The organism is Streptomyces sp. NPDC057702, assembly GCF_042799315.1.
GTDB lineage: Bacteria > Actinomycetota > Actinomycetes > Streptomycetales > Streptomycetaceae > Streptomyces.
The window spans coordinates 31,190-54,857 of the sequence record NZ_JBHVJC010000011.1; the positions used below are offsets into that span (position 1 = coordinate 31,190).

Annotated in this window: 17 protein-coding genes and 1 tRNA gene; 10 read left to right on the forward strand and 8 right to left on the reverse strand. The window is 72.7% G+C overall.

Annotation, left to right across the window (positions count from 1 at the left end; genetic code table 11):
* The first annotated feature begins 156 nt into the window (after positions 1-156).
* Positions 157-732, forward strand: coding sequence for a dCTP deaminase (gene dcd, locus ACFVFR_RS10210; protein ID WP_383699455.1), 576 nt, complete (start codon positions 157-159; stop codon positions 730-732).
* Positions 733-815: 83 nt separating this feature from the next.
* A complete protein-coding gene (locus tag ACFVFR_RS10215; RefSeq protein ID WP_383699457.1) occupies positions 816-1,313 on the forward strand; it encodes a phosphoribosyltransferase in 498 nt (165 codons plus the stop codon).
* Between the two features lie 175 nt (positions 1,314-1,488).
* On the opposite strand, the gene ACFVFR_RS10220 is transcribed toward ACFVFR_RS10215, so the two are convergent.
* From ACFVFR_RS10220 to ACFVFR_RS10235, 4 genes are all read right to left on the reverse strand, one after another.
* The gene (locus ACFVFR_RS10220) at positions 1,489-2,637 is read right to left on the reverse strand and encodes a Yip1 family protein (protein ID WP_383699459.1); all 1,149 of its coding nucleotides are present in this window, start codon (positions 2,635-2,637) and stop codon (positions 1,489-1,491) included.
* A 363-nt stretch (positions 2,638-3,000) separates the two neighbouring features.
* Entirely contained in the window at positions 3,001-4,227 is a 1,227-nt protein-coding gene (locus ACFVFR_RS10225) for a GNAT family N-acetyltransferase (RefSeq protein WP_383699461.1), read from the reverse strand.
* 305 nt (positions 4,228-4,532) lie between these two features.
* Complete coding sequence (locus tag ACFVFR_RS10230) at positions 4,533-5,150, reverse strand: hypothetical protein (protein ID WP_383699463.1); 618 nt, start codon at positions 5,148-5,150, stop codon at positions 4,533-4,535.
* Between the two features lie 340 nt (positions 5,151-5,490).
* Positions 5,491-7,788 (reverse strand): (Fe-S)-binding protein, encoded by a 2,298-nt coding sequence (locus ACFVFR_RS10235; protein WP_383699465.1) that lies wholly within the window; start codon positions 7,786-7,788, stop codon positions 5,491-5,493.
* A gap of 539 nt (positions 7,789-8,327) precedes the next feature.
* On the opposite strand from ACFVFR_RS10235, the gene dnaK reads away from it, so the two are divergent.
* The 5 genes from dnaK to ACFVFR_RS10260 all read left to right on the forward strand — a co-directional run bounded on the left by dnaK (position 8,328) and on the right by ACFVFR_RS10260 (position 13,589).
* Positions 8,328-10,196 (forward strand): molecular chaperone DnaK, encoded by a 1,869-nt coding sequence (gene dnaK / locus ACFVFR_RS10240; protein ID WP_383699467.1) that lies wholly within the window; start codon positions 8,328-8,330, stop codon positions 10,194-10,196.
* Positions 10,193-10,882, forward strand: coding sequence for a nucleotide exchange factor GrpE (gene grpE, locus ACFVFR_RS10245; protein WP_383699469.1), 690 nt, complete (start codon positions 10,193-10,195; stop codon positions 10,880-10,882). The genes dnaK and grpE overlap by 4 nt, the downstream gene beginning before the upstream one ends.
* A 30-nt stretch (positions 10,883-10,912) precedes the next feature.
* Entirely contained in the window at positions 10,913-12,100 is a 1,188-nt protein-coding gene (gene dnaJ / locus ACFVFR_RS10250; RefSeq protein ID WP_383699471.1) for a molecular chaperone DnaJ, read from the forward strand.
* Position 12,101: 1 nt separating this feature from the next.
* Entirely contained in the window at positions 12,102-12,572 is a 471-nt protein-coding gene (locus ACFVFR_RS10255; protein ID WP_383699474.1) for a heat shock protein transcriptional repressor HspR, read from the forward strand.
* 189 nt (positions 12,573-12,761) lie between these two features.
* On the forward strand, positions 12,762-13,589 hold the full coding sequence (locus ACFVFR_RS10260; RefSeq protein WP_383699476.1) for a GNAT family N-acetyltransferase: 828 nt from the start codon (positions 12,762-12,764) through the stop codon (positions 13,587-13,589).
* Between the two features lie 632 nt (positions 13,590-14,221).
* On the opposite strand, the gene ACFVFR_RS10265 is transcribed toward ACFVFR_RS10260, so the two are convergent.
* Positions 14,222-15,823: an MFS transporter gene (locus ACFVFR_RS10265; protein WP_383699478.1), complete on the reverse strand. Its 1,602-nt coding sequence runs from the start codon at positions 15,821-15,823 to the stop codon at positions 14,222-14,224.
* Positions 15,824-15,956: 133 nt separating this feature from the next.
* Here ACFVFR_RS10265 and ACFVFR_RS10270 point away from each other — a divergent pair, with 133 nt between their 5' ends.
* Complete coding sequence (locus tag ACFVFR_RS10270; protein WP_383699480.1) at positions 15,957-16,901, forward strand: AraC family transcriptional regulator; 945 nt, start codon at positions 15,957-15,959, stop codon at positions 16,899-16,901.
* 1,433 nt (positions 16,902-18,334) lie between these two features.
* Here the strand turns inward: ACFVFR_RS10270 and ACFVFR_RS10275 are convergent.
* From ACFVFR_RS10275 to ACFVFR_RS10285, 3 genes are all read right to left on the reverse strand, one after another.
* A tRNA-Trp gene (locus ACFVFR_RS10275) sits at positions 18,335-18,407 on the reverse strand.
* Positions 18,408-18,820: 413 nt separating this feature from the next.
* Positions 18,821-19,225, reverse strand: a complete 405-nt coding sequence (locus ACFVFR_RS10280) for a pyridoxamine 5'-phosphate oxidase family protein (protein ID WP_383699482.1) — start codon at positions 19,223-19,225, stop codon at positions 18,821-18,823.
* Between the two features lie 244 nt (positions 19,226-19,469).
* Complete coding sequence (locus tag ACFVFR_RS10285; RefSeq protein ID WP_383699484.1) at positions 19,470-19,997, reverse strand: hypothetical protein; 528 nt, start codon at positions 19,995-19,997, stop codon at positions 19,470-19,472.
* 375 nt (positions 19,998-20,372) lie between these two features.
* On the opposite strand from ACFVFR_RS10285, the gene clpB reads away from it, so the two are divergent.
* Both clpB and ACFVFR_RS10295 read left to right on the forward strand, forming a co-directional pair.
* Entirely contained in the window at positions 20,373-23,066 is a 2,694-nt protein-coding gene (gene clpB / locus ACFVFR_RS10290; protein WP_383699486.1) for an ATP-dependent chaperone ClpB, read from the forward strand.
* Positions 23,067-23,117: 51 nt separating this feature from the next.
* Entirely contained in the window at positions 23,118-23,651 is a 534-nt protein-coding gene (locus tag ACFVFR_RS10295; protein ID WP_383699488.1) for a YbjN domain-containing protein, read from the forward strand.
* Positions 23,652-23,668: the final 17 nt, after the last annotated feature.

Consider the following 23,668-nt stretch of genomic DNA (forward strand, 5'->3'; position numbering starts at 1 on the left):
GCCTTGGGCCCGGACGCTTGTTGCGCTGTCCGCGGTGTGCCCGGCTTCGGCACGCGGTTCCTGTGGTGGGGGAAAAGCGGTAGCTCTCGTTCAGTGCGGGGCCCGGCCCGGTTGGGTCGGGCCCTTGACGTCTGTTTGTCCGCGTATCCTCGTGGCGTGCTTCTCTCTGACAAGGACATCCGGGCCGAGATCGACTCCGGCCGGGTGCGGATCGATCCGTACGACGACCAGATGGTGCAGCCGTCGAGCATCGACGTGCGGCTGGACCGCTACTTTCGGGTGTTCGAGAACCACCGGTATCCGCACATCGACCCCGCCGTCGAGCAGAGCGACCTGACGCGCGAGGTGGTGCCGGCCGGGGACGAGGCGTTCATCCTGCACCCCGGTGAGTTCGTGCTGGCCTCGACGTACGAGGTGGTGACGCTCCCCGACGACCTCGCCTCGCGGCTGGAGGGGAAGTCGAGCCTGGGGCGGCTGGGGCTGCTGACGCACTCGACCGCCGGCTTCATCGACCCGGGCTTCTCCGGGCACGTGACGCTGGAGCTGTCGAACGTCGCGACGCTGCCGATCAAGCTGTGGCCGGGGATGAAGATCGGCCAGCTGTGCATGTTCCGGCTGGCCTCGCCGGCCGAGCACCCGTACGGCTCCGCGCGGTACGGGTCGCGGTACCAGGGGCAGCGCGGGCCCACCCCGTCGCGCTCCTTCATGAACTTCCACCGGACGCGGGTCTGAGCGATCCGGTGGCGCCGGCGCGCGGCCCCGGGCGTGGGGTGGCGTCGGTTGGGGAGTGACCAGAGACAGCGGGGCGAAGTGAGATGAGTGCGGTGCGGGAGAATCTGACGTACGACCTGTTCGGGCGGGCGATTCGGGAGCTGGCGCAGACGATCGCGGACGACGGGTACGAGCCGGACATAGTGCTCTCGATCGCGCGGGGCGGCGTGTTCGTCGCCGGCGGGCTCGCGTACGCGCTGGACTGCAAGAACATCCACCTGGTGAACGTCGAGTTCTACACCGGCATCGGCACCACGTTGGAGATGCCGGTCATGCTCGCGCCGGTGCCCAACGTCATCGACTTCTCCGACAAGAAGGTGCTGATCGCCGACGACGTCGCCGACACCGGCAAGACGCTCAAGCTCGTGCACGACTTCTGCGTCGGCACGGTCGCCGAGGTGCGCAGCGCGGTGATCTACGAGAAGACGCAGTCGCTGGTGAAGTGCGAGTACGTCTGGAAGCGCACCGACCAGTGGATCAACTTCCCCTGGTCGGTCGAGCCCCCCGTGGTGCGGCGCGAGGGTCAGGTGCGCGACGCCTGAGCCGCGCGCGGCCGACGCGCACCCGGCCCGACGCGCACCCGGCCCGACGCGGGCCCGGCCGACGACGGCCACTCGGCCGATCACCGGTCCGGACAGGCGGCGGACGCGACGGAAGGGCCCGGAACCTCGACGGTTCCGGGCCCTTCGGTGTGCGGCTGGCTGGTCCGCGCGCGGACTACAGCGTGCCCAGCTTGATGATCGACAGCAGCGCGACGAGCTGGATCGCGCTGGCCGCCAGGGCCTTGGGCCAGGGCAGGTCGTGCGACTTGCTCACCATCGAGGTGAACAGCGCGCCCGCCGCGATCCAGGTCGCCCAGCCCAGGACCTGGACGAGCGAGCTGTCGCCACCCAGGAACATCGCGAACAGCAGGCGCGGCGCGTCCGTGATCGAGGTGATCAGCATCGACAGGCCGATGGTCGGGGCCCACGCGCCGTCGCCGCCGAGCTGGCGGGCCAGGGTGTGGGTGACCGCGCCCAGGATGAGACCGCTGAGCACGACCGCGACCGCGGTGCTCAGCATCCACGGGACGCTGTTGGACAGCGAGGCGTTGAGCACCTCCTCACGCGCCTGGTCGAGACCGAACACGGCGAGCAGGCCGTAGACGAACGAGACGGTCAGCGCGGTGGGCCACATCGGGTGGTCGCGCATCTGCCAGAACGTCGGGCCCGGCCGCAGCACGATGCCGCGCAACAGGTCCTTCCAGTGCAGCCGGGGGCCGGCGGGCGGCGCGGGCTGGCCGGCGCGGTAGGCGCCCACCTGACCGTCGTCGTACCCGTCGTCGTAGTCACCCTGGGGGCCGTACGACGGGTCCTCGCCGAGGCTGAACTGCTGGGTGTGGCCCGGGTTGTTGTGCGGGTCGTACCCGCCCTGGCCGCCGCCGTGGCCCGGATAGCCGCCCGGACCGCCCTGGCCGCCGTTCGGCGCGTAGTACGGGTCGTGTCCGCCGTCGCCGAAGTACTCCGGCTCGTCGTTGGGCTGGCCCTGCGCCGGGTGCGGCCACTGGACGCGGCCCGCGCTCGGCCCGTACGGACCGGGTGCCTGGGGCGGCCGTTGACCGGGGCCCGGCCCGTGCGGCGGGCCGCCGGGGTGTCCCTGGCCGCCGCCGGGCCGGCCGTAGGGCGCCGAGCCGTACGGCGGGGCGCCTCGCTGCCCGTACGGCGGGGGCGCCTGCCGTGAACCGGGCTGCCCGAGGTGCCCGCCGTGCCCCGGGTGCCCCCCGGGGGCGGGGGGTCCGGGGGGCCCGGGGTACGGTCCCCGCTGTCCCTGTTGTCCCTGCTGTCCCGAGCGGGAGTCGCGTCCGCGTCCGATCCTGAATCCAGCCACGATTCGAACGTACCTGGTCCCGACGGTCTCGGTGACCGGGCGGCGGGGAATCGCGCGGCCGTTGCGGCCGAGCTGTGACATCCCCTAGGGGAACCCCGGGGGGCTAGCCCCCCGCTGACCTTGGGGTTTACCGGTGTGGCGCGTGTCAACGACGGCGCGGGAGAGGGCGGGAGGCCGCCGCGAACCGGATGCGGCGGGCGGCCGGCACGCCGGTCGCGAGCGCCCCGGTGAGCCCGACCACGGCCCGCCCCGCCCCCGTCCGCGCCGCGCCCGCCCCCGTCCGCACCACGGCCCGCCCCGTAACGCCGCTCCGTCGCCCGCCGGCCGCCCGCTCGCGCCGCGACGCACCGCGTGGGGGACGCGTCAGAAGTCGTCCATCGTGTGCGGCATGAGGTCGGTGCGCAGCGCGGCGGTCAGCGCCGCCGCCGCGCCCTCGGTGTGCTCGGTGACGAGCCCCGCGTGCGCCAGTTCGCGCACCGGGATGGTGCCGAGGTAGCCGGCGGCGAGCTCGCGGACGTCGAGCGCGAGGTCGGCCGGGGCGTCGGTCGGCTCGTACGCGCAGACGCCCCGGGTCACCGAGAGCCGGTGCCGGCCCGCGTTGGCGGGGATCTGCGCGTCCCGTATCTCCAGCACCACGTCCACGTCGGCCGCCCAGGCCCGGGCGCGCAGCGCGGCCGGCACGTCCACCAGGCGCACCCGCAGCCCGGACTCCTCGCCGGTGACGCGCACCTGGTCGCGGTCGGCGCAGAAGTGCAGCAGCGGATCGTCCAGCGGGCGGCCCCACGCGCTCACGTGGTGGGTGAGGTCGATGTCGGCCAGGTAGCGCCACAGGGCCGCGGCGACGGCCGGGGTGTCGGCCTCCAGGTCGATGAGGTGCACGCTGCCGGGGCCCTCGCCGTCGGACTTGGTGCGGTAGATGACGTACCCGGCCAGCGGTTCGCCCAGGGCCACGATGCGCGGCGGGCTCATGTCGTCGTCCTCGGGGTCCTTCTCGACCAGCCACTCCTCGCGCCACCAGCGCTCCGGGCGGGCCATGCGGCCGGCGCGCGCGGAGCGGGTGCGCTCGTAGTACGGGCCGAGCAGCGCGGGCGCGTCGGCGACCTCGACCAGCCGCAGGGGCCGTTGGTCCGGGGCGATGCGCAGGGCCAGTGGGCGGGAGGAGTCGATGGTCACGGTCAGCCCGCGGGTGCCCGTCCCGAAGCCGTACCGGCCGTAGATCGCGTCCTCGGACGCCCACAGGCAGGCCAGCGGCACGCCCGCCGCGCGGAACCTGCGGTACTGCTCGGCGATCATCCCCGACAGCGCGCCCCGGCGCCGGTGGGTGGGGGCGACGGAGACGAAGGTCAGGCCGGGCGCGGGCAGCTCGCCGCCGGGCAGCGAGAGTGTGAAGTCGTCGTACGTGGCCATCAGGCCCACCAGTCGGTCGGCGTCGTACGCGCCCACGCGGGAGCACTCACGCAGGGTGTCGTGGTGGTGCTTGCGCTCGTCGTCTTCGGGCGTGTCGAGGAAGGCGAGGTAGGAGAGGTCGAGCGCCTCGTCGAGACGGGTCTCGGGCACCTCGCCGAACCGCAGGGTGGAGTGTCGTTCCATGTTCTGGACCGTAGTTCCGAAGAGTCGCACTGGCATCCGGTTTTCGCCCGCTTCGGGGCTGTTCCGGGCCAAACTGCCCGAACGGTCGCCGGATGGGCCGTTCTCGCTGGTCACCCGGGTCGCGGGCCGGGAGCGGCGGCGGGGCGCGGCGCCCGGCGGGCGCGGTGACCTGGGGCGGGCCGGCGCACGGGCGCCCGCCGCCGGTCGAACAGTGACCCATACCGCCCGCGGCGTGCCGGCGGGGGGCCGGGCCCGCCCGTCGTGCCCGACCGGGCCCGGCCGTGGGCCACTGTCCGCGCGCGTGCCTAGCGGGTCGCCGGAGCCTGGGCCGGCGAGGTGGCGAGCGGGTCCGTCTCCGGCCAGATCGGGACGGCCTCGGCGCCCGCGTGGCGGACGAGGGTGCCGTCGAAGGTCGAGTGGGTCTCGGGGACGCCTTCGTCCGGCCACTCCACGACCAGCTCCAGGGGCCCCTCGGGCGGCAGTTGGGACAGGTGCAGGACGAGGTGTTCGTGGAACCCCTCGCCGCCGCCCTCCAGGCGCAGACTCGGGCCGGTCGGGCCGGTGGCCGACGGGGCGGGGGCGTCCAGGGTGGTGACCTTGCGGCCGTCACCGAGCAGCATCCCGCAGCGCAGGGCGCCGGTCGCCGAGGGGTGGCGCGCCGGACCCCCGACCGTGGTGCGGCGGCGGAAGACCTCCACACGGATGGTGACCGAGCGGGGCCACACGTGCCAGCCGCTGAGCATGACCCGGGTGTCGGGGCCCGCGCCGAGCTCGGCGGTGTGCGGTATGCGGGCGGGGATGAACCAGCGCTCCGGCGGCAGTGGCTCGTCCTGCGGAGCCTCGTACGCGGGCAGCGGCGGCCGGGTGGGGGTTTCGGGCTCTTCGGTCGGGTCGGCGATGATCAACCCTTCGAAAAAACTCATGCACGGATTGTGACAGCCGACCCGGATACCTGTACGGGGAACGGGACGTGACCGGGAGCGCGGTGCCCTCGTGGGCGCCCCCGCCGTGCCCTCGCGGCGCTCGCCGGCTGCCCTCACGGCGCCCTCGGGACGGCCCGACCGACGGACGGCGGCCCCGCGCACCGCGAGCCGGCGTACCGCGCCCCCGCGGGCCCGCGATCTCGGCGCCGGGCGGGGCCGGGAACGGCGCCGGGCGGGCCGGGAACGCCGGTGGGCGGGCCGGGAACGCCGGTGGGCGTGGACCGTGGTGCTCGGTCCACGCCCACCGGCGTGCGCGGGAGCCGCCGGGGCGGCCCGGCGACTACGTCACGGGCTCGGGTTCGGGCGCCGGCGCGGGCTCCTCCGCGCCGTCCGGGCCCTCGGGCCCGGCCGGGGTCCTGACCGAGTCGAGCAGGAGCTGTGCCACGTCCACGACCTGGAGCGACTCCTTGGGCCTGACGCCCGTGCCGGAGCCGCTCTCGGCGGCGGCCTTCTTGCCGTTGACCGAGTCGGTGAGCATCACCAGGCAGAACGGGCAGGCCGTGGAGACGATGTCCGGGTTGAGGGAGAGCGCCTCGTCGACCCGCTCGTCGTTGACGCGCTTGCCGATGCGCTCCTCCATCCACATCCGGGCACCGCCGGCGCCGCAGCAGAAGCCGCGCTCCTTGTGCCGGTGCATCTCCTCGTTCCGCAGCCCCGGCACCTTGGCGATGATCTCGCGCGGCGGCGTGTAGACCTTGTTGTGCCGGCCCAGGTAGCACGGGTCGTGGTAGGTGATCAGACCCTCGACCGGCGTCACCGGGACCAGCCGGCCCTCGTCGATGAGGTGCTGGAGCAGCTGGGTGTGGTGGATGACCTCGAACTCGCCGCCGAGCTGCGGGTACTCGTTGGCGATCGTGTTGAAGCAGTGCGGGCAGGTCGCGACGATCTTCTTCTTCGCCTTCTCGACCGTCACGCCCTCCTCGGCGTCCTCGCCGAAGGCCGCGTTCAGCATCTCGACGTTCTGCTGGCCGAGCTGCTGGAAGAGGAACTCGTTGCCCAGGCGGCGGGCCGAGTCACCGGTGCACGCCTCGTCGCCGCCCATGATCGCGAACTTCACGCCCGCGATGTGCAGCAGCTCGGCGAACGCCTTCGTGGTCTTCTTGGCCCGGTCCTCCAGGGCGCCCGCGCAGCCGACCCAGTACAGGTAGTCGACCTCGGTCAGGTCCTCGACGTCCTTGCCGACGACGGGGACCTCGAACTCGACCTCCTTGGTCCAGGCGAGCCGCTGCTTCTTGGCCAGGCCCCAGGGGTTGCCCTTCTTCTCCAGGTTCTTGAGCATCGTGCCCGCCTCGCTGGGGAAGCTGGACTCGATCATGACCTGGTAGCGGCGCATGTCGACGATGTGGTCGACGTGCTCGATGTCCACCGGGCACTGCTCGACGCAGGCGCCGCAGGTGGTGCACGACCACAGCACGTCCGGATCGATGACGCCGTTCTCCTCCAGCGTGCCGATCAGCGGGCGCTCGGCCTCGGCCAGCGCGGCGGCCGGCACCTGGGCGAGCTGCTCCTCGCTGCCCCGCTCGGCACCCTCGGCGTCCTTGCCGCCGCCGGCCAGCAGATACGGCGCCTTGGCGTGCGCGTGGTCGCGCAGGCCCATGATCAGCAGCTTCGGGGAGAGCGGCTTGCCGGTGTTCCAGGCCGGGCACTGCGACTGGCAGCGCCCGCACTCGGTGCAGGTGGAGAAGTCGAGCAGGCCCTTCCAGGAGAAGTGCTCGACCTGCGAGACGCCGAACTGGTCGTCCTCGCCCGGGTCCTCGAAGTCGATCGGCTGGCCCGCCGAGACCATCGGCTGGAGCGCGCCCAGCGCGGTGGAGCCGTCGGCCTCGCGCTTGAACCAGATGTTGGGGAAGGCCAGGAAGCGGTGCCAGGCCACGCCCATGTCGGTCTTGAGGGCGACCGTGATCATCCAGATGAAGGAGGTCGAGATCTTGATCATCGCGACCAGGTACGTCAGGTTCTGCAGCGTGCTGACGTCGAGCTCGCGGAAGGCGGCGACCAGCGGGTACGAGGCGAAGAAGCCGGCCTCGTACGACGCGACGTGGTGCTGGGCGCCCTCCAGGCCGCGCAGCGTCATGATCGACAGGCCGACGATCAGGATGACGGCCTCGACGAAGTACGCCTGGCCGAAGTTCGACCCCGTGAAACGGGACTTGCGGCCGGCCTTGCCGGGCTTGCTGAGCTGACGGATGACGATGAGCGTCAGGATGCCGAGGGTCGTCATCAGCCCGAGGAACTCGGTGAAGACCTCGTACGGCAGCCAGTCGCCGATGACCGGGATCAGCCAGTCCGCCCGGAAGAGCTGTCCGATGGCGTTGACGATGGTCAGCAGCAGCGAGAAGAAGCCCACCGCCACGAACCAGTGCGCGACGCCGACGACGCCCCAGCGGTTCATACGGGTGTGGCCGAGGAACTCCTTGGCCACGGTGATCGTGCGTTGCGCGGGGTCGTCGGTCCTGGTCCCCGCCGGTACGGGCTGGCCGAGCCGTACGTAGTGGAAGATCTGGAGCAGGGCACGGCCGAACAGCGCGACGCCGACCGCGATGAGGACCAGCGACACGATGATCGCGGCGAGTTGCATGGCGGCTCCTCGAACCTACGAAAGCGGACTTACTAAGCAGTAACTTATCTGGTCTTCGCCGAGATTATCGAGGATCACCAAGGCGGCGCACTCGACGAGCCGGTGATATGCGTCGCTCAGGGTTGCCTTATCGCCCTCACCTGCCCTTCGGGGCGCCCCTCGATGCACGGATTCCTCCGGGGTACGGCGTCCCCGGCCGTGCCGTCGGCGGCGCGCGACGGTCTCGGGGTGGGGGCCTCGGGGTCGCGGGCGGTCGGGTCGGGGTGGCCTCCGGGCGGGGGCGTACGGCCGGGCCCGGGTGTCGGCGTCGCTGGCGCTCGCGGGTGCGGGGGAGGGGCGCGGGATGTCTCATGGGGAGCGTGGGTCCGGGGGCGTGGCGCGGCCCGGGGGTGGCCGTGGGCGGTCTGGGGTGCGGTTTTCGGCCGCGCGCGAATAAGGGCCACATAAAAGTTGAGCGTGCTCGACTCAGCTCTGTTGACAGAAAATTCTGGATCATGCACGCTTGAGCCTGTTCCACTCAAGTTGGCTGGAGGATTGACATGGCACGTGCGGTCGGCATCGACCTGGGTACGACGAACTCCGTCGTCAGTGTTCTCGAGGGCGGTGAGCCCACCGTCATCACCAACGCCGAGGGCGCCAGGACCACGCCGTCCGTCGTCGCCTTCGCGAAGAACGGCGAGGTGCTGGTAGGCGAGGTCGCCAAGCGCCAGGCCGTGACCAACGTCGACAGGACCGTCCGGTCGGTCAAGCGCCACATGGGCACCGACTGGAAGATCAACCTGGACGGCAAGGACTTCAACCCGCAGCAGATGAGCGCCTTCATCCTGCAGAAGCTGAAGCGCGACGCCGAGGCGTACCTGGGCGAGAAGGTCGCGGACGCGGTCATCACCGTCCCCGCCTACTTCAACGACTCCGAGCGTCAGGCGACCAAGGAGGCCGGCGAGATCGCGGGCCTGAACGTCCTGCGCATCGTCAACGAGCCGACGGCCGCCGCTCTCGCCTACGGGCTGGAGAAGGACGACCAGACCATCCTCGTCTTCGACCTCGGCGGCGGCACCTTCGACGTGTCGCTCCTGGAGATCGGCGACGGTGTGGTGGAGGTCAAGGCCACCAACGGTGACAACCACCTCGGTGGTGACGACTGGGACCAGCGCGTCGTGGACTACCTGGTCAAGCAGTTCAACAACGGGCACGGCGTGGACCTGTCCAAGGACAAGATGGCGCTCCAGCGTCTCCGCGAGGCCGCGGAGAAGGCGAAGATCGAGCTGTCCTCGTCCACCGAGACCACGATCAACCTGCCCTACATCACGGCCTCCGCCGAGGGCCCGCTGCACCTGGACGAGAAGCTCACCCGCGCCCAGTTCCAGCAGCTCACCTCGGACCTCCTGGAGCGCTGCAAGACGCCGTTCCACAACGTCATCAAGGACGCGGGCATCGCCCTGTCCGAGATCGACCACGTGGTGCTCGTCGGTGGCTCCACCCGCATGCCGGCCGTCGCCGAGCTCGTCAAGGAGCTGACCGGCGGTCAGGACGCCAACAAGGGCGTCAACCCGGACGAGGTCGTGGCCATCGGCGCCGCGCTGCAGGCCGGTGTGCTCAAGGGCGAGGTCAAGGACGTCCTGCTGCTCGACGTCACGCCGCTGTCGCTTGGTATCGAGACCAAGGGCGGCATCATGACCAAGCTGATCGAGCGCAACACGACGATCCCGACCAAGCGCTCGGAGATCTTCACGACGGCCGAGGACAACCAGCCGTCCGTGCAGATCCAGGTCTACCAGGGCGAGCGCGAGATCGCGGCGTACAACAAGAAGCTCGGGATGTTCGAGCTGACCGGGCTGCCGCCGGCGCCGCGCAACGTGCCGCAGATCGAGGTCACCTTCGACATCGACGCCAACGGCATCATGCACGTCTCCGCCAAGGACCTGGGCACCGGCAAGGAGCAGCGGATGACCGTCACCGGTGGCTCCGCGCTGCCGAAGGACGACATCGAGCGCATGATGCGCGAGGCCGAGCAGTACGCGGACGAGGACCACAAGCGCCGCGAGGCCGCCGAGACGCGTAACCAGGCCGAGCAGCTCGTCTACCAGACCGAGAAGTTCCTCAGCGACAACGAGGACAAGGTCCCCGGTGACGTGAAGTCCGAGGTCGAGGCCGCGGTCACCGACCTCAAGGAAAAGCTCAAGGGCGAGGACAACGCGGCCATCCGCGAGGCCACCGAGAAGGTCGCCACCGTCAGCCAGAAGCTCGGCCAGGCGATGTACGCCGACGGTCAGGCCGCCGCCGGCACGCCGGGCGCCGAGGGCGCCGCCGGCGCTGGTGCCGGTGCCGGTCAGGCCAAGGACGACGACGTCGTGGACGCCGAGATCGTCGACGACGAGAAGGACAACCGCCAGGGCGGTGCGGCGTGACGGAGGAGACTCCGGGCTTCGACGAGCAGCCCGACGTCCCCTCCGACGCCACCCCCGACGCCGCGTCGAAGTCCGACGCGGCGAAGGGGGCCGGGTCCGCCGACGCGGCGGGCCCGGCGGCCTCGGCCGGGGAAGCACCAGATGCCGGCCTCGACGGGAAAGCACAGCACGACGTGGCGCTGACGGCTCAGCTCGACCAGGTTCGTACGGCACTCAACGAGCGCACCGCTGATCTCCAGCGCCTCCAGGCGGAGTACCAGAACTACCGCCGCCGGGTGGAGCGCGACCGGGTCACGGTCAAGGAGATCGCTGCGGCCAACCTGCTCTCCGAGCTGCTGCCGGTGCTCGACGACGTCGGTCGGGCCCGCGAGCACGGCGAGCTGGTCGGCGGCTTCAAGTCGGTGGCGGAGTCCCTGGAGACCGTGGTCGCCAAGCTGGGTCTCCAGCAGTTCGGCAAGGAGGGCGAGCCCTTCGACCCGCTGATCCACGAGGCGCTGATGCACAGCTACGCGCCGGACGTCACCGAGACCACGTGCGTGTCGATCCTCCAGCCGGGGTATCGCATCGGCGAGCGAACGATTCGTCCCGCGCGGGTCGCCGTCGCCGAGCCGCAGCCGGGCGCCAGTCAGGCAGGCCAGGGCGATGAGGCGTCTGACGAGGAGAACGGTGGCCCGGACGAGGGCTGACGTGATGTACGGAGAGGAGGGACGTCGAGGATGAGCACCAAGGACTTCGTCGAGAAGGACTACTACAAGGTCCTCGGCGTCCCCAAGGACGCCACCGAAGCCGAGATCAAGAAGGCGTACCGGAAGCTCGCCCGCGAGTACCACCCGGACGCCAACACCGGTGACGCCAAGGCCGAGGAGCGCTTCAAGGAGATCTCCGAGGCCAACGACGTCCTCGCCGATCCCAAGCGGCGCAAGGAGTACGACGAGGCGCGGGCGCTGTTCGGCAACGGCGGCTTCCGCCCGGGGCCGGGCGGCCCCGGTGGCACCGGCAGCTTCAACTTCGACCTCGGCGACCTGTTCGGGGGCGGCGGACCGCAGCCCGGCGGGCCGGGCGCCGGCGGCTTCGGCGGCGGACTCGGGGACGTGTTCGGCGGCCTGTTCAACCGTGGCGGGCCGGGCACCCGGACCCAGCCCCGGCGCGGCCAGGACGTCGAGTCCGAGGTGACGCTCAGCTTCACCGAGGCGGTGGACGGCGCGACCGTGCCGCTGCGCATGTCGAGCCAGGCGCCGTGCAAGGCGTGCCAGGGCACCGGCGACAAGAACGGCTCGCCCCGGGTGTGCCCGACCTGTGTCGGCACCGGGCAGGTCAGCCGGGGCGGCGGGGGCGGCTTCTCGCTCACCGACCCGTGCGTGGACTGCCGGGGCCGGGGCCTGATCGCCCAGGACCCGTGTGACCAGTGCAAGGGCAGCGGGCGCGCCCGTTCCTCGCGCACCATGCAGGTCCGGATCCCGGCGGGCGTCAGCGACGGGCAGCGCATCCGGCTGCGCGGCAAGGGCGCCCCCGGCGAGACCGGCGGCCCGGCCGGCGACCTGTACGTCGTGGTCCACGTCGACGCCCACCCGGTCTTCGGCCGCAAGGGCGACAACCTCACCATCACGGTCCCCGTCGCCTTCGACGAGGCGGCCCTGGGCGGCGAGATCAGGGTCCCGACCCTGGGCGGGCCGCCCGTCACCCTCAAGCTGCCCGGGGGCACGCCCAGCGGGCGCACCATGCGGGCCCGTGGCAAGGGCGCCACCCGCAAGGACGGCACCCGGGGCGACCTGCTGGTCACCATAGAGGTGGCCGTGCCGGGCGAGCTCAGTGACAAGGCGCGGGAGGCGCTGGAGACCTACCGCGAGGCCACGGTGGACGAGGACCCGCGGGCCGAGCTGTTCCAGGCCGCGAAGGGAGAATGAGATGGACGGCCGAGGCGCACGCCCAGGCGGCGGCAGCCGCAACCCCTACGAGCTGACCGACGACTCACCGGTGTACGTCATCTCGGTCGCCGCCCAGCTCTCCGGTCTGCACCCGCAGACCCTCCGTCAGTACGACCGCCTCGGTCTGGTCTCCCCGGACCGCACGGCGGGCCGTGGTCGGCGTTACTCAGCCCGTGACATCAGCCTGCTGCGGCAGGTGCAGGCGCTCAGCCAGGACGAGGGCATCAACCTGGCGGGCATCAAGCGCATCATCGAGCTGGAGAACCAGGTGGCCGCGCTCCAGCAGCGGGTCGCCGAGCTCCAGCAGGCGGCGGACGGCGCGGCGGCGGCGATGCGGCAGCGTGAGGCCGCCGTGCACGCCTCCTACCGCCGTGACCTGGTCCCCTACGACCAGGTGCGGCAGACCAGCGCGCTGGTGGTGTGGCGGCCCCGCAGGCCAGGGCAGGACTAGTCCGCGCACGCCGACGCCTCGGCGCCCTGGACGCGACAGCGGTGGGCCCGTCGACCCCTCGGGGACGGCGGGCCCACCGGCGTGTCCGGGGGCGGGCGGTGCGCGTTAGGCGGGCGGGGCGCGTGGGCCGGGACGTCGGCTGGGTGGGGGCGTTGGCGGGGCGGGGCGCGGGCTTCGTACGGTGGGGGTGTGCATGAGGGTGAACTCGTCCCGGCCGACCGGGAACTGCTGTCCCTGCAACTGGGCGCGAACTGGACCGTGACCGGGGACGGCCGGCTGACCGGCCCGGACGCGCCCCGGCTGGTGGTGGCCGCCGCGGCCGACGGGGTGCGGGTCGCGGCCGACGCGAGCGTGCCCGAGAGGGTGCTGGCCGAGGTGCGGGCGACCGTCGCGAGGGTGCGCCCGGTGCTGCTGGCCGGCGCGGCGGGCGGCGGGGGCCCGGCGAGTGGTGGTCCGGTCGAGGGAGGGCCGGACTGCGTGGGGCGGGAGGGGGCGTACGGGGTGCCGGAGGCGGTCGTGCGGGCGCGGCGGCTGGTCGAGGCGGCCACCGGCGAGGCGACGCTGATCTCGGCGCCGAGCTATCTCGTCGCGCCCGGTACGCGGTTCGCGCCGACGGCCGAGGTGGTCACCTCCTCGGAACCGGGGCGGGCGGCGCTGCGCGCGGCCAACCCGGGCAACTGGGGCGCGGGGGAGTGGGACGATCTCCTCGACGGAGCCCTCGGCCCCTGGGCGATGGCCGTGGAGGCGGGCCGGGTCGTCGCGATCTGCCATACGCCGTGCGCGTCGGAGCTGGCCGCCGAGGCCGGGGTGTGGACCCGGCCGGGCCATCGCGGTCGGGGCCACGCGGCGACGGTCACCGCGGCGTGGGCCCGGGTCATGGCCGCGACCTCGGGCGGCAAGCGCCTCTTCTACAGCACCACGGCCGCCAATCTGGCCTCCCAGAACGTCGCCCGCCGCCTGGGGCTGCGCCAGCTCGGCTGGCTGTGGAAGCTGACCGACCGACGGGGCGGCGGGTGACCTGGTGAGCGACTGACGTGGCGAGCGGCGTGCCCCGCCGCGCGCCCGTGCCCACCTGGTGCGGTGGCGCGTTCCACCTCGGTGCGACTCCTCACGTGCGCCGAGGACTTGGCTCAGGTGATCGTGGCCCAGCGGCCGGAGCGGTCGCGATGACGGCCCTCGACCGGGGGTGGGCCCCTGTGGCGGGAGGCGTGCTCCTGCCGACCGGTCGGCGCTGGGCCGCCGTACGGACCTGCGCCGCCGTCGGGGACCGGGCGTGCGGAGTTCTCGACGGGCTGGCCGCGTCGGCCGCCGCGATCGTCGACTCCCGCGCGTACCGCGATCTGGCTCGTGCCTCCCGGTGGGGTGCCGCACGCCCCGTGATGGTGGGGGGCCGACTCCGGCCGCCGTCCTGGTGGTGCCCTCGCTGCCGGCCGGCCTGGCCTACGCGGGCGTGCCGCCGGCCGACCGGCAGGCCGGCCCGAACGTGCACTGGCGCGCGCCAGTGCACCGGGCGGCCGTGCTCCCGTAGAGCTGCCGCCACCCGTCAGGTAGCGGAACGTGCGGGGAGGACGGCGGGCGCGCTCGCCGACCTTCGGGGGTGCGGTCGGCGACGGTCGTGCGGAAGCGTGGAGGGGCCGTGCCTTCGATGGTCACGGCTGGGCCCGGCCGTGTGGATGGCCCTGACACGGTCCCTGGTCCTGCGCCCGGCCGAGCGGGGACTTCTCCACGGCCGGCGACTGCGGGGTGCGCGTAGGGGACACGCGCCGCAGCAGCAGGAGTACGAGCACGATCAGTACGGCGGACAGAGCACCGCCGACGATCGCCGCGGCGTGCAGCCCGGAGGTGAACGCCGCACGCACGGCCGAGGCCATGGACCGACCCGTCTCGCCGGGTAGGCGCTCGGCGATCGCGAGGCCGCCGCCCACATTGTCGGCCGCCCGCGACACCGCCTCCACGGGTGCGTCGGCCGGAGCCCCGGCGTGTACGCGGTGCCGGTACACCGCTGCCATCACGCTGCCGGTGGCGGCGATACCGAAGGCGAGGCCGAGTTCGTAGGCGGTCTGCCCGATCGCGGTGGCCTGACCGTTCCTGCCGGGTGGAGCGGCCCCCACGGCGATGCCGGTGCCGAGTACGGCGATCGGGGCCAGGCCCAACATCATGACCGTCGCCGCGCCGACCGCCCTCAGCGCACCGGACTCGTCGGCGGGCAGCGTGGCAAGCACCGCGAAGGCCGCCCCCGCCGACGCCGCGCCCCAGGCGATCACGTACGCCGGACGAATCCGCCGCGCGAGCACCGGCGTGAGCTGTGAGCCCACGGCGAGACCGACGGCGGGAACCACCATCAGCAGACCGGCCCGCACCGGGGACGCACCGGTGACGACCTGGAGGTACTGCGGCATCAGGTACTCCACACCGTTCATCGCGGCCAGGCCGATGAACATCAGGACCAGGGCGGCGGTGAAGGTGCGGTCGGCGAAGAGTCGTACGTCCAACAGTGGTGCCATAACGCGCCGTTGCCGTCGTAGGAACAGGACGCCGAAAGTCAGCCCCACGGCCGCCGCGGTGAACGTCCCCGGGGCGAGGCCGTGTTCGCCCCCGCTCTTGATCGCGTAGACCAGCGGCAGCAACGTCAGCAGGAGCAGGGGAGCGCCGACCCGGTCGAGTCTCCTGGCCCCGGCCGTGGGCGGACGAGGCACCAGCGTCGGCACGGCGGCCAGGACGAGGGCCATGACGGGAACGGCGGGCAGGAACACCGAGCCCCACCAGAAGTGCTCCAGCAGGACTCCGCTGACCACGGGACCGACGGCGATACCGCTGGACAGGGCCGTCACCCACAGCGCGATCGCCCGCGCCCGCGCCACGGGGTCGGTGAACATGTGGCTGATCAGCGCCAGCGTCGCCGGCAGGATGGCCGCTCCGGCGGCGCCGAGGACCGCCCGGGCCAGGATCAGCGCCTCCGGGCCGGGCGCCCACGCGGCCAGGACCGAGGCGGCGATGAAGACGGAGACGCCGCCGACCAGGAGCCGGCGGTGTCCGTAGCGGTCACCGAGGTTGCCGGACAGGACCAGCAGGGACGCGATGGCGAAGCCGTACACGTCGTTGATCCACAGCAGTTGGGTGCTCGACGGCACGAGATCGGCCGCCAACGCGGGCGTCGCCAGCCACAGGACGCCCAGGTCGACGGTCATCAGCAGGGTGGGCAGGAGGAGTACGGCGAGACCGACCCACGGCCGTCGGACACGGGCAGGCACCGGCCGCGGGCCCGGAGGGGAAGTGAGTGAAGTAGGCACAGGGGCCAGCCAACCGGCGAGCGGTTGGACGAGCGATAATCAAAGCTCCGCAATCGATGTTCATGCGTCTGTTCGGCCGTCTAGGCTGTCGGGCATGGGAGATGCCCTGTCGAGCCTGCTGCGCGACATCCGTCCCGCCGGAGCCCTCTTCGACCAGTCGACGCTCCGCCCTCCGTGGTCCCTGCGGTTCGCCGAGGAGACGTCGCTGACGCTGCTCACCATGCTCAGCGGCGAGGCATGGGCAACCCCCGACGGCGCGGACGCCGTGTCGCTGCACACGGGGGACGTCGCTCTCGTACGCGGCCCCGCACCCTTCACCGTCGCGGACGACCCCGCCACACAGGCCGTCGCCGTGGTCGATCGGGACGGGGCCTGTACCGCCCCCGACGGGAGGGCGCTCGGCGGCGGACTGCCGATGTGCCGCCGGGACGGCCTCCCCGGCGAGGCGGCCGTGCTGCTGAAGGTCACGTACGAGGTGAACGGCCAGGTCGGGCGCCGCGTCCTCGACGCGCTGCCCCCACTCGCCCGCGTCCCCGCGCTGCCGGGCGGCTGCCCCACGCTGCACATGATCTCCACCGAGGTCGGCGGGGACAGCCCCGGGCGTGACGTCGTCCTTGACCGGTTGCTCGACCTGCTCCTCGTCTCCAGCCTGCGCGAGTGGTTCAAGCTGCCGACGACGGATGTCCCCGCGTGGTACCGCGCGCAGACCGACCCGGTGGTCGGCCGGGCCCTGCGGTCCCTCCACGACGATCCGGCACACCCGTGGACCGTCGCCGAGCTCGCGGCGCGGAGCGGGGTCTCCCGGGCCGCCTTCGCCCAGCGATTCACCCACCTCGTCGGCCGCCCGCCGATGGCCTACCTCGCCGAGTGGCGCATCTCCCGGGCCGCCGACCTGCTGGCCGACAGCGACGCGACGGTCGCCGCGGTGGCCCGCCAGGTCGGCTACTCCAGTTCCTACGCCCTCAGTGCCGCCTTCAAGCGCACGCTCGGCGTCCGCCCGACCGAACACCGCGACCGCGTCCACGGCCGGGTCGCCTGAGGGCACGGCCCGGCCGTGCCCTCGTCACACCGGACTCGTGCGGCGCACGCACTCCTTCACCACCTCCCGCGGACCGCCCGTCCGCTCCAGCCGGATACCGCCGCACGCGCGCGCCGTCGCCGTGCTTGAGGAGGTCCTCCGTGGCGCTGTGCGCCACCTCGGCCCCCGTGGTCCTGCGCCTGGCTGCTCCGCGCCGATGGCCTCGGGGGCTGGCACTGGCGGTACGCGATGCTCGCCCCACACATCCGGATACGCACCGATGGCATGGCCCGGGTGCCGCACACCGACCGCACCCGAGGCCCAGGCCCACGGTGGGCGCACCCCGGGGTCGCGCCCACCCCGCCGGCGCGATGGCTCGCGCACGTGCTCACCCCGTCCGACGACCTGGCCACGGCCTGGATCGTGCACCACGGACCGCTGCCCGAGCGGCCGGGCGAGCCCGCCCGCGACGATCGCCGGGGGCCGTTCGTGGAGCGCCCACCACGAGCCCGACCAGCCCGCCCCTGCCCCCAGCCCCAGGTAGCGTCAGCCCTCACGACTGAAGCCAGGGCAGGCGGCTTCAGCGCCCGGCGGGTCGGGGGAGGCGCAGGTGGGGTGTTTGTCGCAGCTGGGCGTTAGGTCGCGATCAGTGGAAGTCGCAGAAAACCGGCCTCGCGGCGGGTAAACCCGCAGGTCAGTCACTCTGGTTCCCGCGCACGCGGGGGTGGTCCCGGCAGTGTCAGCGTGGCGGAAGCGCGTCCAAGCTGGTCCCCGCGCACGCGGGGGTGGTCCCTCCGCGAGGCGCTGGAGGCGGCCGGAATCCCGCTGGTCCCCGCGCACGCGGGGGTGGTCCTGAAGCCCAACGGAGCTGCGATACGGGCTATCCCTGGTCCCCGCGTGCGGGGGTGGTCCTCGGGTCGCCATGGAAGCCCGCGAAGATTTCTACTGGTCCCCGCGCACGCGGGGATGCCCCCAGATGTCAACAGCACCCTGACCGCCACCTGTTGAGAGCACTGACCGCAGAGCGCCTGTCTGTGCGAGTCGTCGGGGCGAGGTCAGTGAGCCGAGCCGAGCCAGCTTCGTGGCCTGGTGGCCCAAGTGCTCGACCCTGGAAAGCTGCTCCGCCTCATATCGGGGTCGCCGAACGCCAGGAGGCGGGGTCTCTCCCTGCCGGTATCGCTGGCCAGGAACTGGGTCCGGCACCCGAACTGTTTCGCGTCGCCATCGCGAGGAGAGTGCCGCTCCTTGCTCACACCACACGTTCGACAGCCGCTGGCTCGGCAGGTATCAGGTGCTGGAGCGCCCCCCTGCGGGGAAAGAAGGCCGGGCCCGTGAGGTCCGGCCTTCGCGGTGTTCCGTGTGGCGCTTCGGGAGTGCTGAACGCCCGGGCCAGCGCCGGCGCCTGATGTGGCGTCAGTGGCTGGACCGAGCCGCACTAGCTTCGTCTTCTACAGCAGGGGCGGCAGGAATCGAACCTACAGCCTTCGGTTTTGGAGACCGGTGCTCTGCCAATTGAGCTACGCCCCTTCGGTAGCTGTAGCTTGCCACGGCTCGGTGGTCGCTAACCAGGGCGTTGTCCCGGCATGTGGACACGGCACGCGGCGATACCGGCCGAACCGGTGGGAAAGCGGCAAGTGGTGGGTGACGGAGCGTGAGAATTCGTGGGCATTCGTCGCTCATGCGGCGGTACGTGCTGGTCGGCGGTCGCGCACGGTCCACAGCGGGGGGTGGTGGCAGCTTGTGGCCAGGTCAGTAGTGCCGTGCGGAGCGCGTGTCGTGGGGCGGGGAGCGCGGGGGGACGGGCGGAGCTCGTGGGTTCGGCCCGCGCTGGCGCGCCGGGTGCCCGACGCGCGCCGGCGCGGCTCCCGGGCGTGGGTGGCGGTCGACGGTGGGCCCGGCGCGCCGGCGGTCCGTCGGTGGGGGCCCGGGGGTGGGGTGGGTCAGATCTTTCCCATGCCGCGCGTCAGGGCGATCTCGATGGTGACGCGTTCGGGGTTGGGTCTGGGGTCGCGGCCGTAGCGCTCGGCGTAGCGGCGTTCGGCCTCGGCGACGCTGGCCGCGTCCGTGCGCACCCGGGCCCGGCCCTCCAGCGTGGCCCAGCGGGCGCCGGCGAGCTGGCAGACCGCGACCAGCGCGCCGGTCGGGCCGGCGGCGCTCACGTTGGCGACCTTGGTGCTGGTCCTGCGGCAGATGACCCGGGCGATGCGGGACTCGGGGTCGTACGTCACGCCGACCGGTGTCACGTGCGGGGTGCCGTTGGGGCGGGGGGTGGTGAGGGTGCACAGGTGGCGCTCGCGCCAGAAGGCGACGTAGGCGGGGTCGGGGCGGTCAAGATCGATAGCCATGGCGGGCAGCGTAATCCGGCCCACGGCCCGGCCCGGTCGACGGCTCGCCGTGGCCGGCGCGGGGCTGACGGCGGCGGGCCCGCCGCCGGGATCGGCGGGACGCGGCCCGTGGTGGCGGGCCCGAGGGCCGGGGCTGTGCCGGGCTCGCGGGCGGGTCCGGACGCGGGGCGGCGGGCCGGCCGCGTGGGGGCCCGGCCGGCCGTGTGAGGGTCCGGGCCGGTCGTGTGGGGGTGGCTCGGGGCGGCTACGCGTCGACGGGTGGGCTGGCGCGGGCGGAGGGCGGCGGGTCGGCCGGGCCCGGCGCGTGGTGGGTCGCCCGGGCGCGGCGGGTGTCGACGCGGTAGCCGATGCCCAGGGCGACGGCGGCCAGGACCAGCGCGCAGAGCAGGGCGCCGGGGAGCCACACGTCGCGGTGGAGCGGGCCGCTGGAGGTGTACGCCCAGTCGTCGCCGGCGAAGATCTTGTCGCCCAGGGTCACCGGCGGGTCGTGGATGCGGCCGTGGCCGGTGTGCCCGTCGGCGAAGATCCACTCGCTGCCGCAGGAGGAGGTGGGCGCGGCGTTGTCGTCCTCGGCGCAACGCTCGATGGTGCGGACCCTGGCCGTCTCGCCGGTGGCCAGGCGGTGCGCGCCCTTGCCGACCCACAGCGTGACGGCGCCGATCAGCACCAGGAGCAGCCCGAGCGCGGTCAGCGGGGTACACAGCGCGCGCAGCCGGGTGCGTGCGGCGCGCCCGGAGCCACCTTCCGGGGCGCGTCTCGCGTCCTCACCCATGTCCGACCCGCCCCGTACGCATCCCTGACCTGTCCCCGTGGCCCGTCTGTCGCTCACTCGTCTGGCCGATTGTCGTACGCATACCCATGCCGTAGGGGCGACAACGCCCGGCCGGGTCGGTGGCCGGGGTGTCGCGGGCGCCGCCGTGCGGGTGCCCGGGGTGTCCCGCACCGTCGGACGTGGAGTGGGAACGGTGCGGAAGCCGGTGCGGGAACCGGGGGCGTGGGCGGGCGGGTCGCTCGGAGTGGGGCCGGCCCGGTGAGGGCTCCAGGAGGGGTGGGCGAAATTAAGTTGAGTGCACTAGACTCAACTTATCGTAGGTTGCCAAGAGCAGGACGGTGGGACCGTGGGCCAGGAGCAAGGAGGAGCGCGACCGTGGATGCCGAGCTGACCAACAAGAGCCAGGAGGCGCTGAGCGCCGCCAACGAGCGTGCCGTGGCGAGCGGGCACGCGGACCTGACGCCAGCCCATCTGCTGCTGGCCCTGCTCAGCGGGCAGGACAACGAGAACCTGATGGACCTGCTGGCCGCCGTCGAGGCCGACGCGGCCACCCTGCGCTCCGGCGCCGAGCGACAGCTCGCCGCGCTGCCGAGCGTCCAGGGCTCGACCGTCGCGCCGCCGCAGCCCAGCCGGGACCTGCTGGCCGTGCTGGCCGACGCCGCCCAGCGTGCCAAGGATCTTGGCGACGCGTACGTTTCCACCGAGCACCTGCTCATCGGCGTCGCCGCCAAGGGCGGGCCCAGCGGGGAGCTCCTCAACCAGCAGGGGGCGAGCGCCAAGCGGCTGCTCGCCGCCTTCGAGACCACCAGGGGCGGGACGCGGGTGACCAGCCGGGACCCGGAGGGCACGTACAAGGCGCTGGAGAAGTTCGGCACGGACCTCACGGCCGCCGCGCGCGAGGGAAAGCTGGACCCGGTCATCGGGCGGGACCAGGAGATCCGGCGCGTGGTGCAGGTGCTCTCGCGGCGTACGAAGAACAACCCGGTGCTCATCGGCGAGCCGGGCGTCGGCAAGACCGCCGTCGTGGAGGGGCTCGCGCAGCGCATCGTCAAGGGCGACGTGCCCGAGTCGCTCCGGGACAAGCGGCTGGTCTCGCTCGACCTGGGTGCGATGGTGGCCGGCGCGAAGTACCGGGGCGAGTTCGAGGAGCGGCTGAAGACCGTGCTCGCCGAGATCCGGTCGAGCGAGGGCCGGGTCATCACCTTCATCGACGAGCTGCACACCGTCGTCGGCGCGGGCGCCGGCGGCGACTCCGCGATGGACGCGGGCAACATGCTCAAGCCCATGCTGGCCCGGGGCGAGCTGCGGATGGTCGGCGCGACCACGCTGGACGAGTACCGCGAGCGGATCGAGAAGGACCCGGCCCTGGAGCGCCGCTTCCAGCAGGTGCTGGTCGCCGAGCCGACCGTGGAGGACTCGGTCGCGATCCTGCGCGGGCTCAAGGGCCGGTACGAGGCACACCACAAGGTGCAGATCGCCGACGCCGCGCTGGTGGCCGCCGCGACCCTGTCCGACCGGTACATCACCTCGCGCTTCCTGCCCGACAAGGCCATCGACCTGGTGGACGAGGCGGCGTCCCGGCTGCGCATGGAGATCGACTCCTCGCCCGTGGAGATCGACGAGTTGCAGCGCGCCGTGGACCGGCTGCGGATGGAGGAGCTGGCCCTCCGGAACGAGAGCGACGAGGCCAGCAAGCAGCGGCTGGAGAAGCTGCGCCGCGACCTCGCCGACAAGGAGGAGGAGCTGCGCGGCCTCGGCGCCCGCTGGGAGAAGGAGAAGCAGGGCCTCAACCGGGTCGGCGAGCTCAAGGAGCGCCTGGACGAGCTGCGTGGACAGGCCGAGCGCGCGCAGCGCGAGGGCGACTTCGACGCCGCGTCCAAGCTGCTGTACGGCGAGATCCCGGGCGTGGAGCGGGAGCTGACCGCCGCCACCGAGGCGGAGGAGGAGGCCAAGAAGGGCGACCGGGACAAGATGGTCAAGGAGGAGGTCGGCCCGGACGACATCGCCGACGTCGTCGCCTCCTGGACCGGCATCCCCGCCGGCCGCCTCCTGGAGGGCGAGACGCGGAAGCTGCTGCGTATGGAGGACGAGCTGGGCCGGCGGCTGATCGGCCAGCGCGAGGCGGTCCGGGCGGTCTCGGACGCGGTGCGTCGCACCCGGGCCGGCATCGCCGACCCCGACCGGCCCACCGGCTCCTTCCTCTTCCTCGGCCCCACCGGCGTCGGCAAGACCGAGCTGGCCAAGGCGCTGGCGGACTTCCTCTTCGACGACGAGCGGGCCATGGTCCGCATCGACATGAGCGAGTACAGCGAGAAGCACTCGGTGGCCCGGCTGGTCGGCGCCCCGCCCGGCTACGTCGGGTACGAGGAGGGCGGTCAGCTCACCGAGGCGGTGCGCCGGCGCCCGTACACGGTGGTGCTGCTGGACGAGGTGGAGAAGGCCCACCACGAGGTCTTCGACATCCTGCTCCAGGTGCTGGACGACGGACGGCTGACGGACGGTCAGGGCCGTACGGTCGACTTCCGCAACACCATCCTCATCCTCACCTCCAACCTCGGCTCGACCTTCCTGGTGGACCCGCTGCTCAAGGAGGACCAGAAGCGGGAGAAGGTGCTGGAGACGGTGCGGGCCTCCTTCCGGCCCGAGTTCCTGAACCGCCTGGACGACCTGGTCGTCTTCCACGCGCTGGGCACCGGCCAGCTCCGCCGCATCGCCGAGCTCCAGATCGACCACCTCCAGCGCCGGCTGGCCGACCGCCGGCTGACCCTGGACGTCTCGGACGCGGCCCTGGAGTGGCTGGCCCGGCTCGGCCACGAGCCGACCGTCGACGCCCCGGAGGCCGGCGGCGGGCCCGACCTGTCGTACGGGGCGCGGCCGCTGCGCCGGCTGGTGCAGACCGCGATCGGCGACCAGCTCGCCCGCGCCATCCTGGGCGGCGAGGTGCGCGACGGCGACACCGTCCGTGTCGACCACGAGCTGGGCGCCGAGGGCCTGACCGTCACCGCGCTGGCGGGCGCGGCGGCCCCCACGGAGGCGAGCGGAAGCGCGGCGGGTGCGGGGTTGCGGTGACCGGGCGGTGATGAGGGAGGATGGCGGAATCCGTACGAAGGGAAAACCACGGTGAGCATCGACCCGTCCTCGATTCCGAATTTCGGGGGCCAGCCCGAACCGCAGGAGGCTGGGCCGAGCGGCCCCGTCCTCCCCGACCAGGACCTGGTCAAGCAGCTCCTCGAACAGATGGAGCTGAAGTACGTCGTGGACGACGAGGGTGACCTCGCCGCTCCGTGGGAGCAGTTCCGTACGTACTTCATGTTCCGTGGCGAGGAGGAGCAGCAGGTCTTCTCGGTGCGCACGTTCTACGACCGGCCGCACGAGCTGGAGAACAAGGCGCAGCTCCTGGAGCTGACCGACGACTGGAACCGCCGCACCCTGTGGCCGAAGGTCTACAGTCACACGAACGACGACGGCAGCGTCCGGCTGATCGGCGAGGCGCAGATGCTGATCGGCACCGGCGTCAGCCTGGAGCACTTCGTCTCCTCCACCGTGAGCTGGGTGCGGGCCTCGATCGAGTTCGACAAGTGGCTGGCCGAGCAGCTCGGCCTGGAGGCCGACATCGAGGGCACGCCGGGCGACGGCGCCCCGGGCGCGGAGTAACGCGGAGCGAGTCCGCC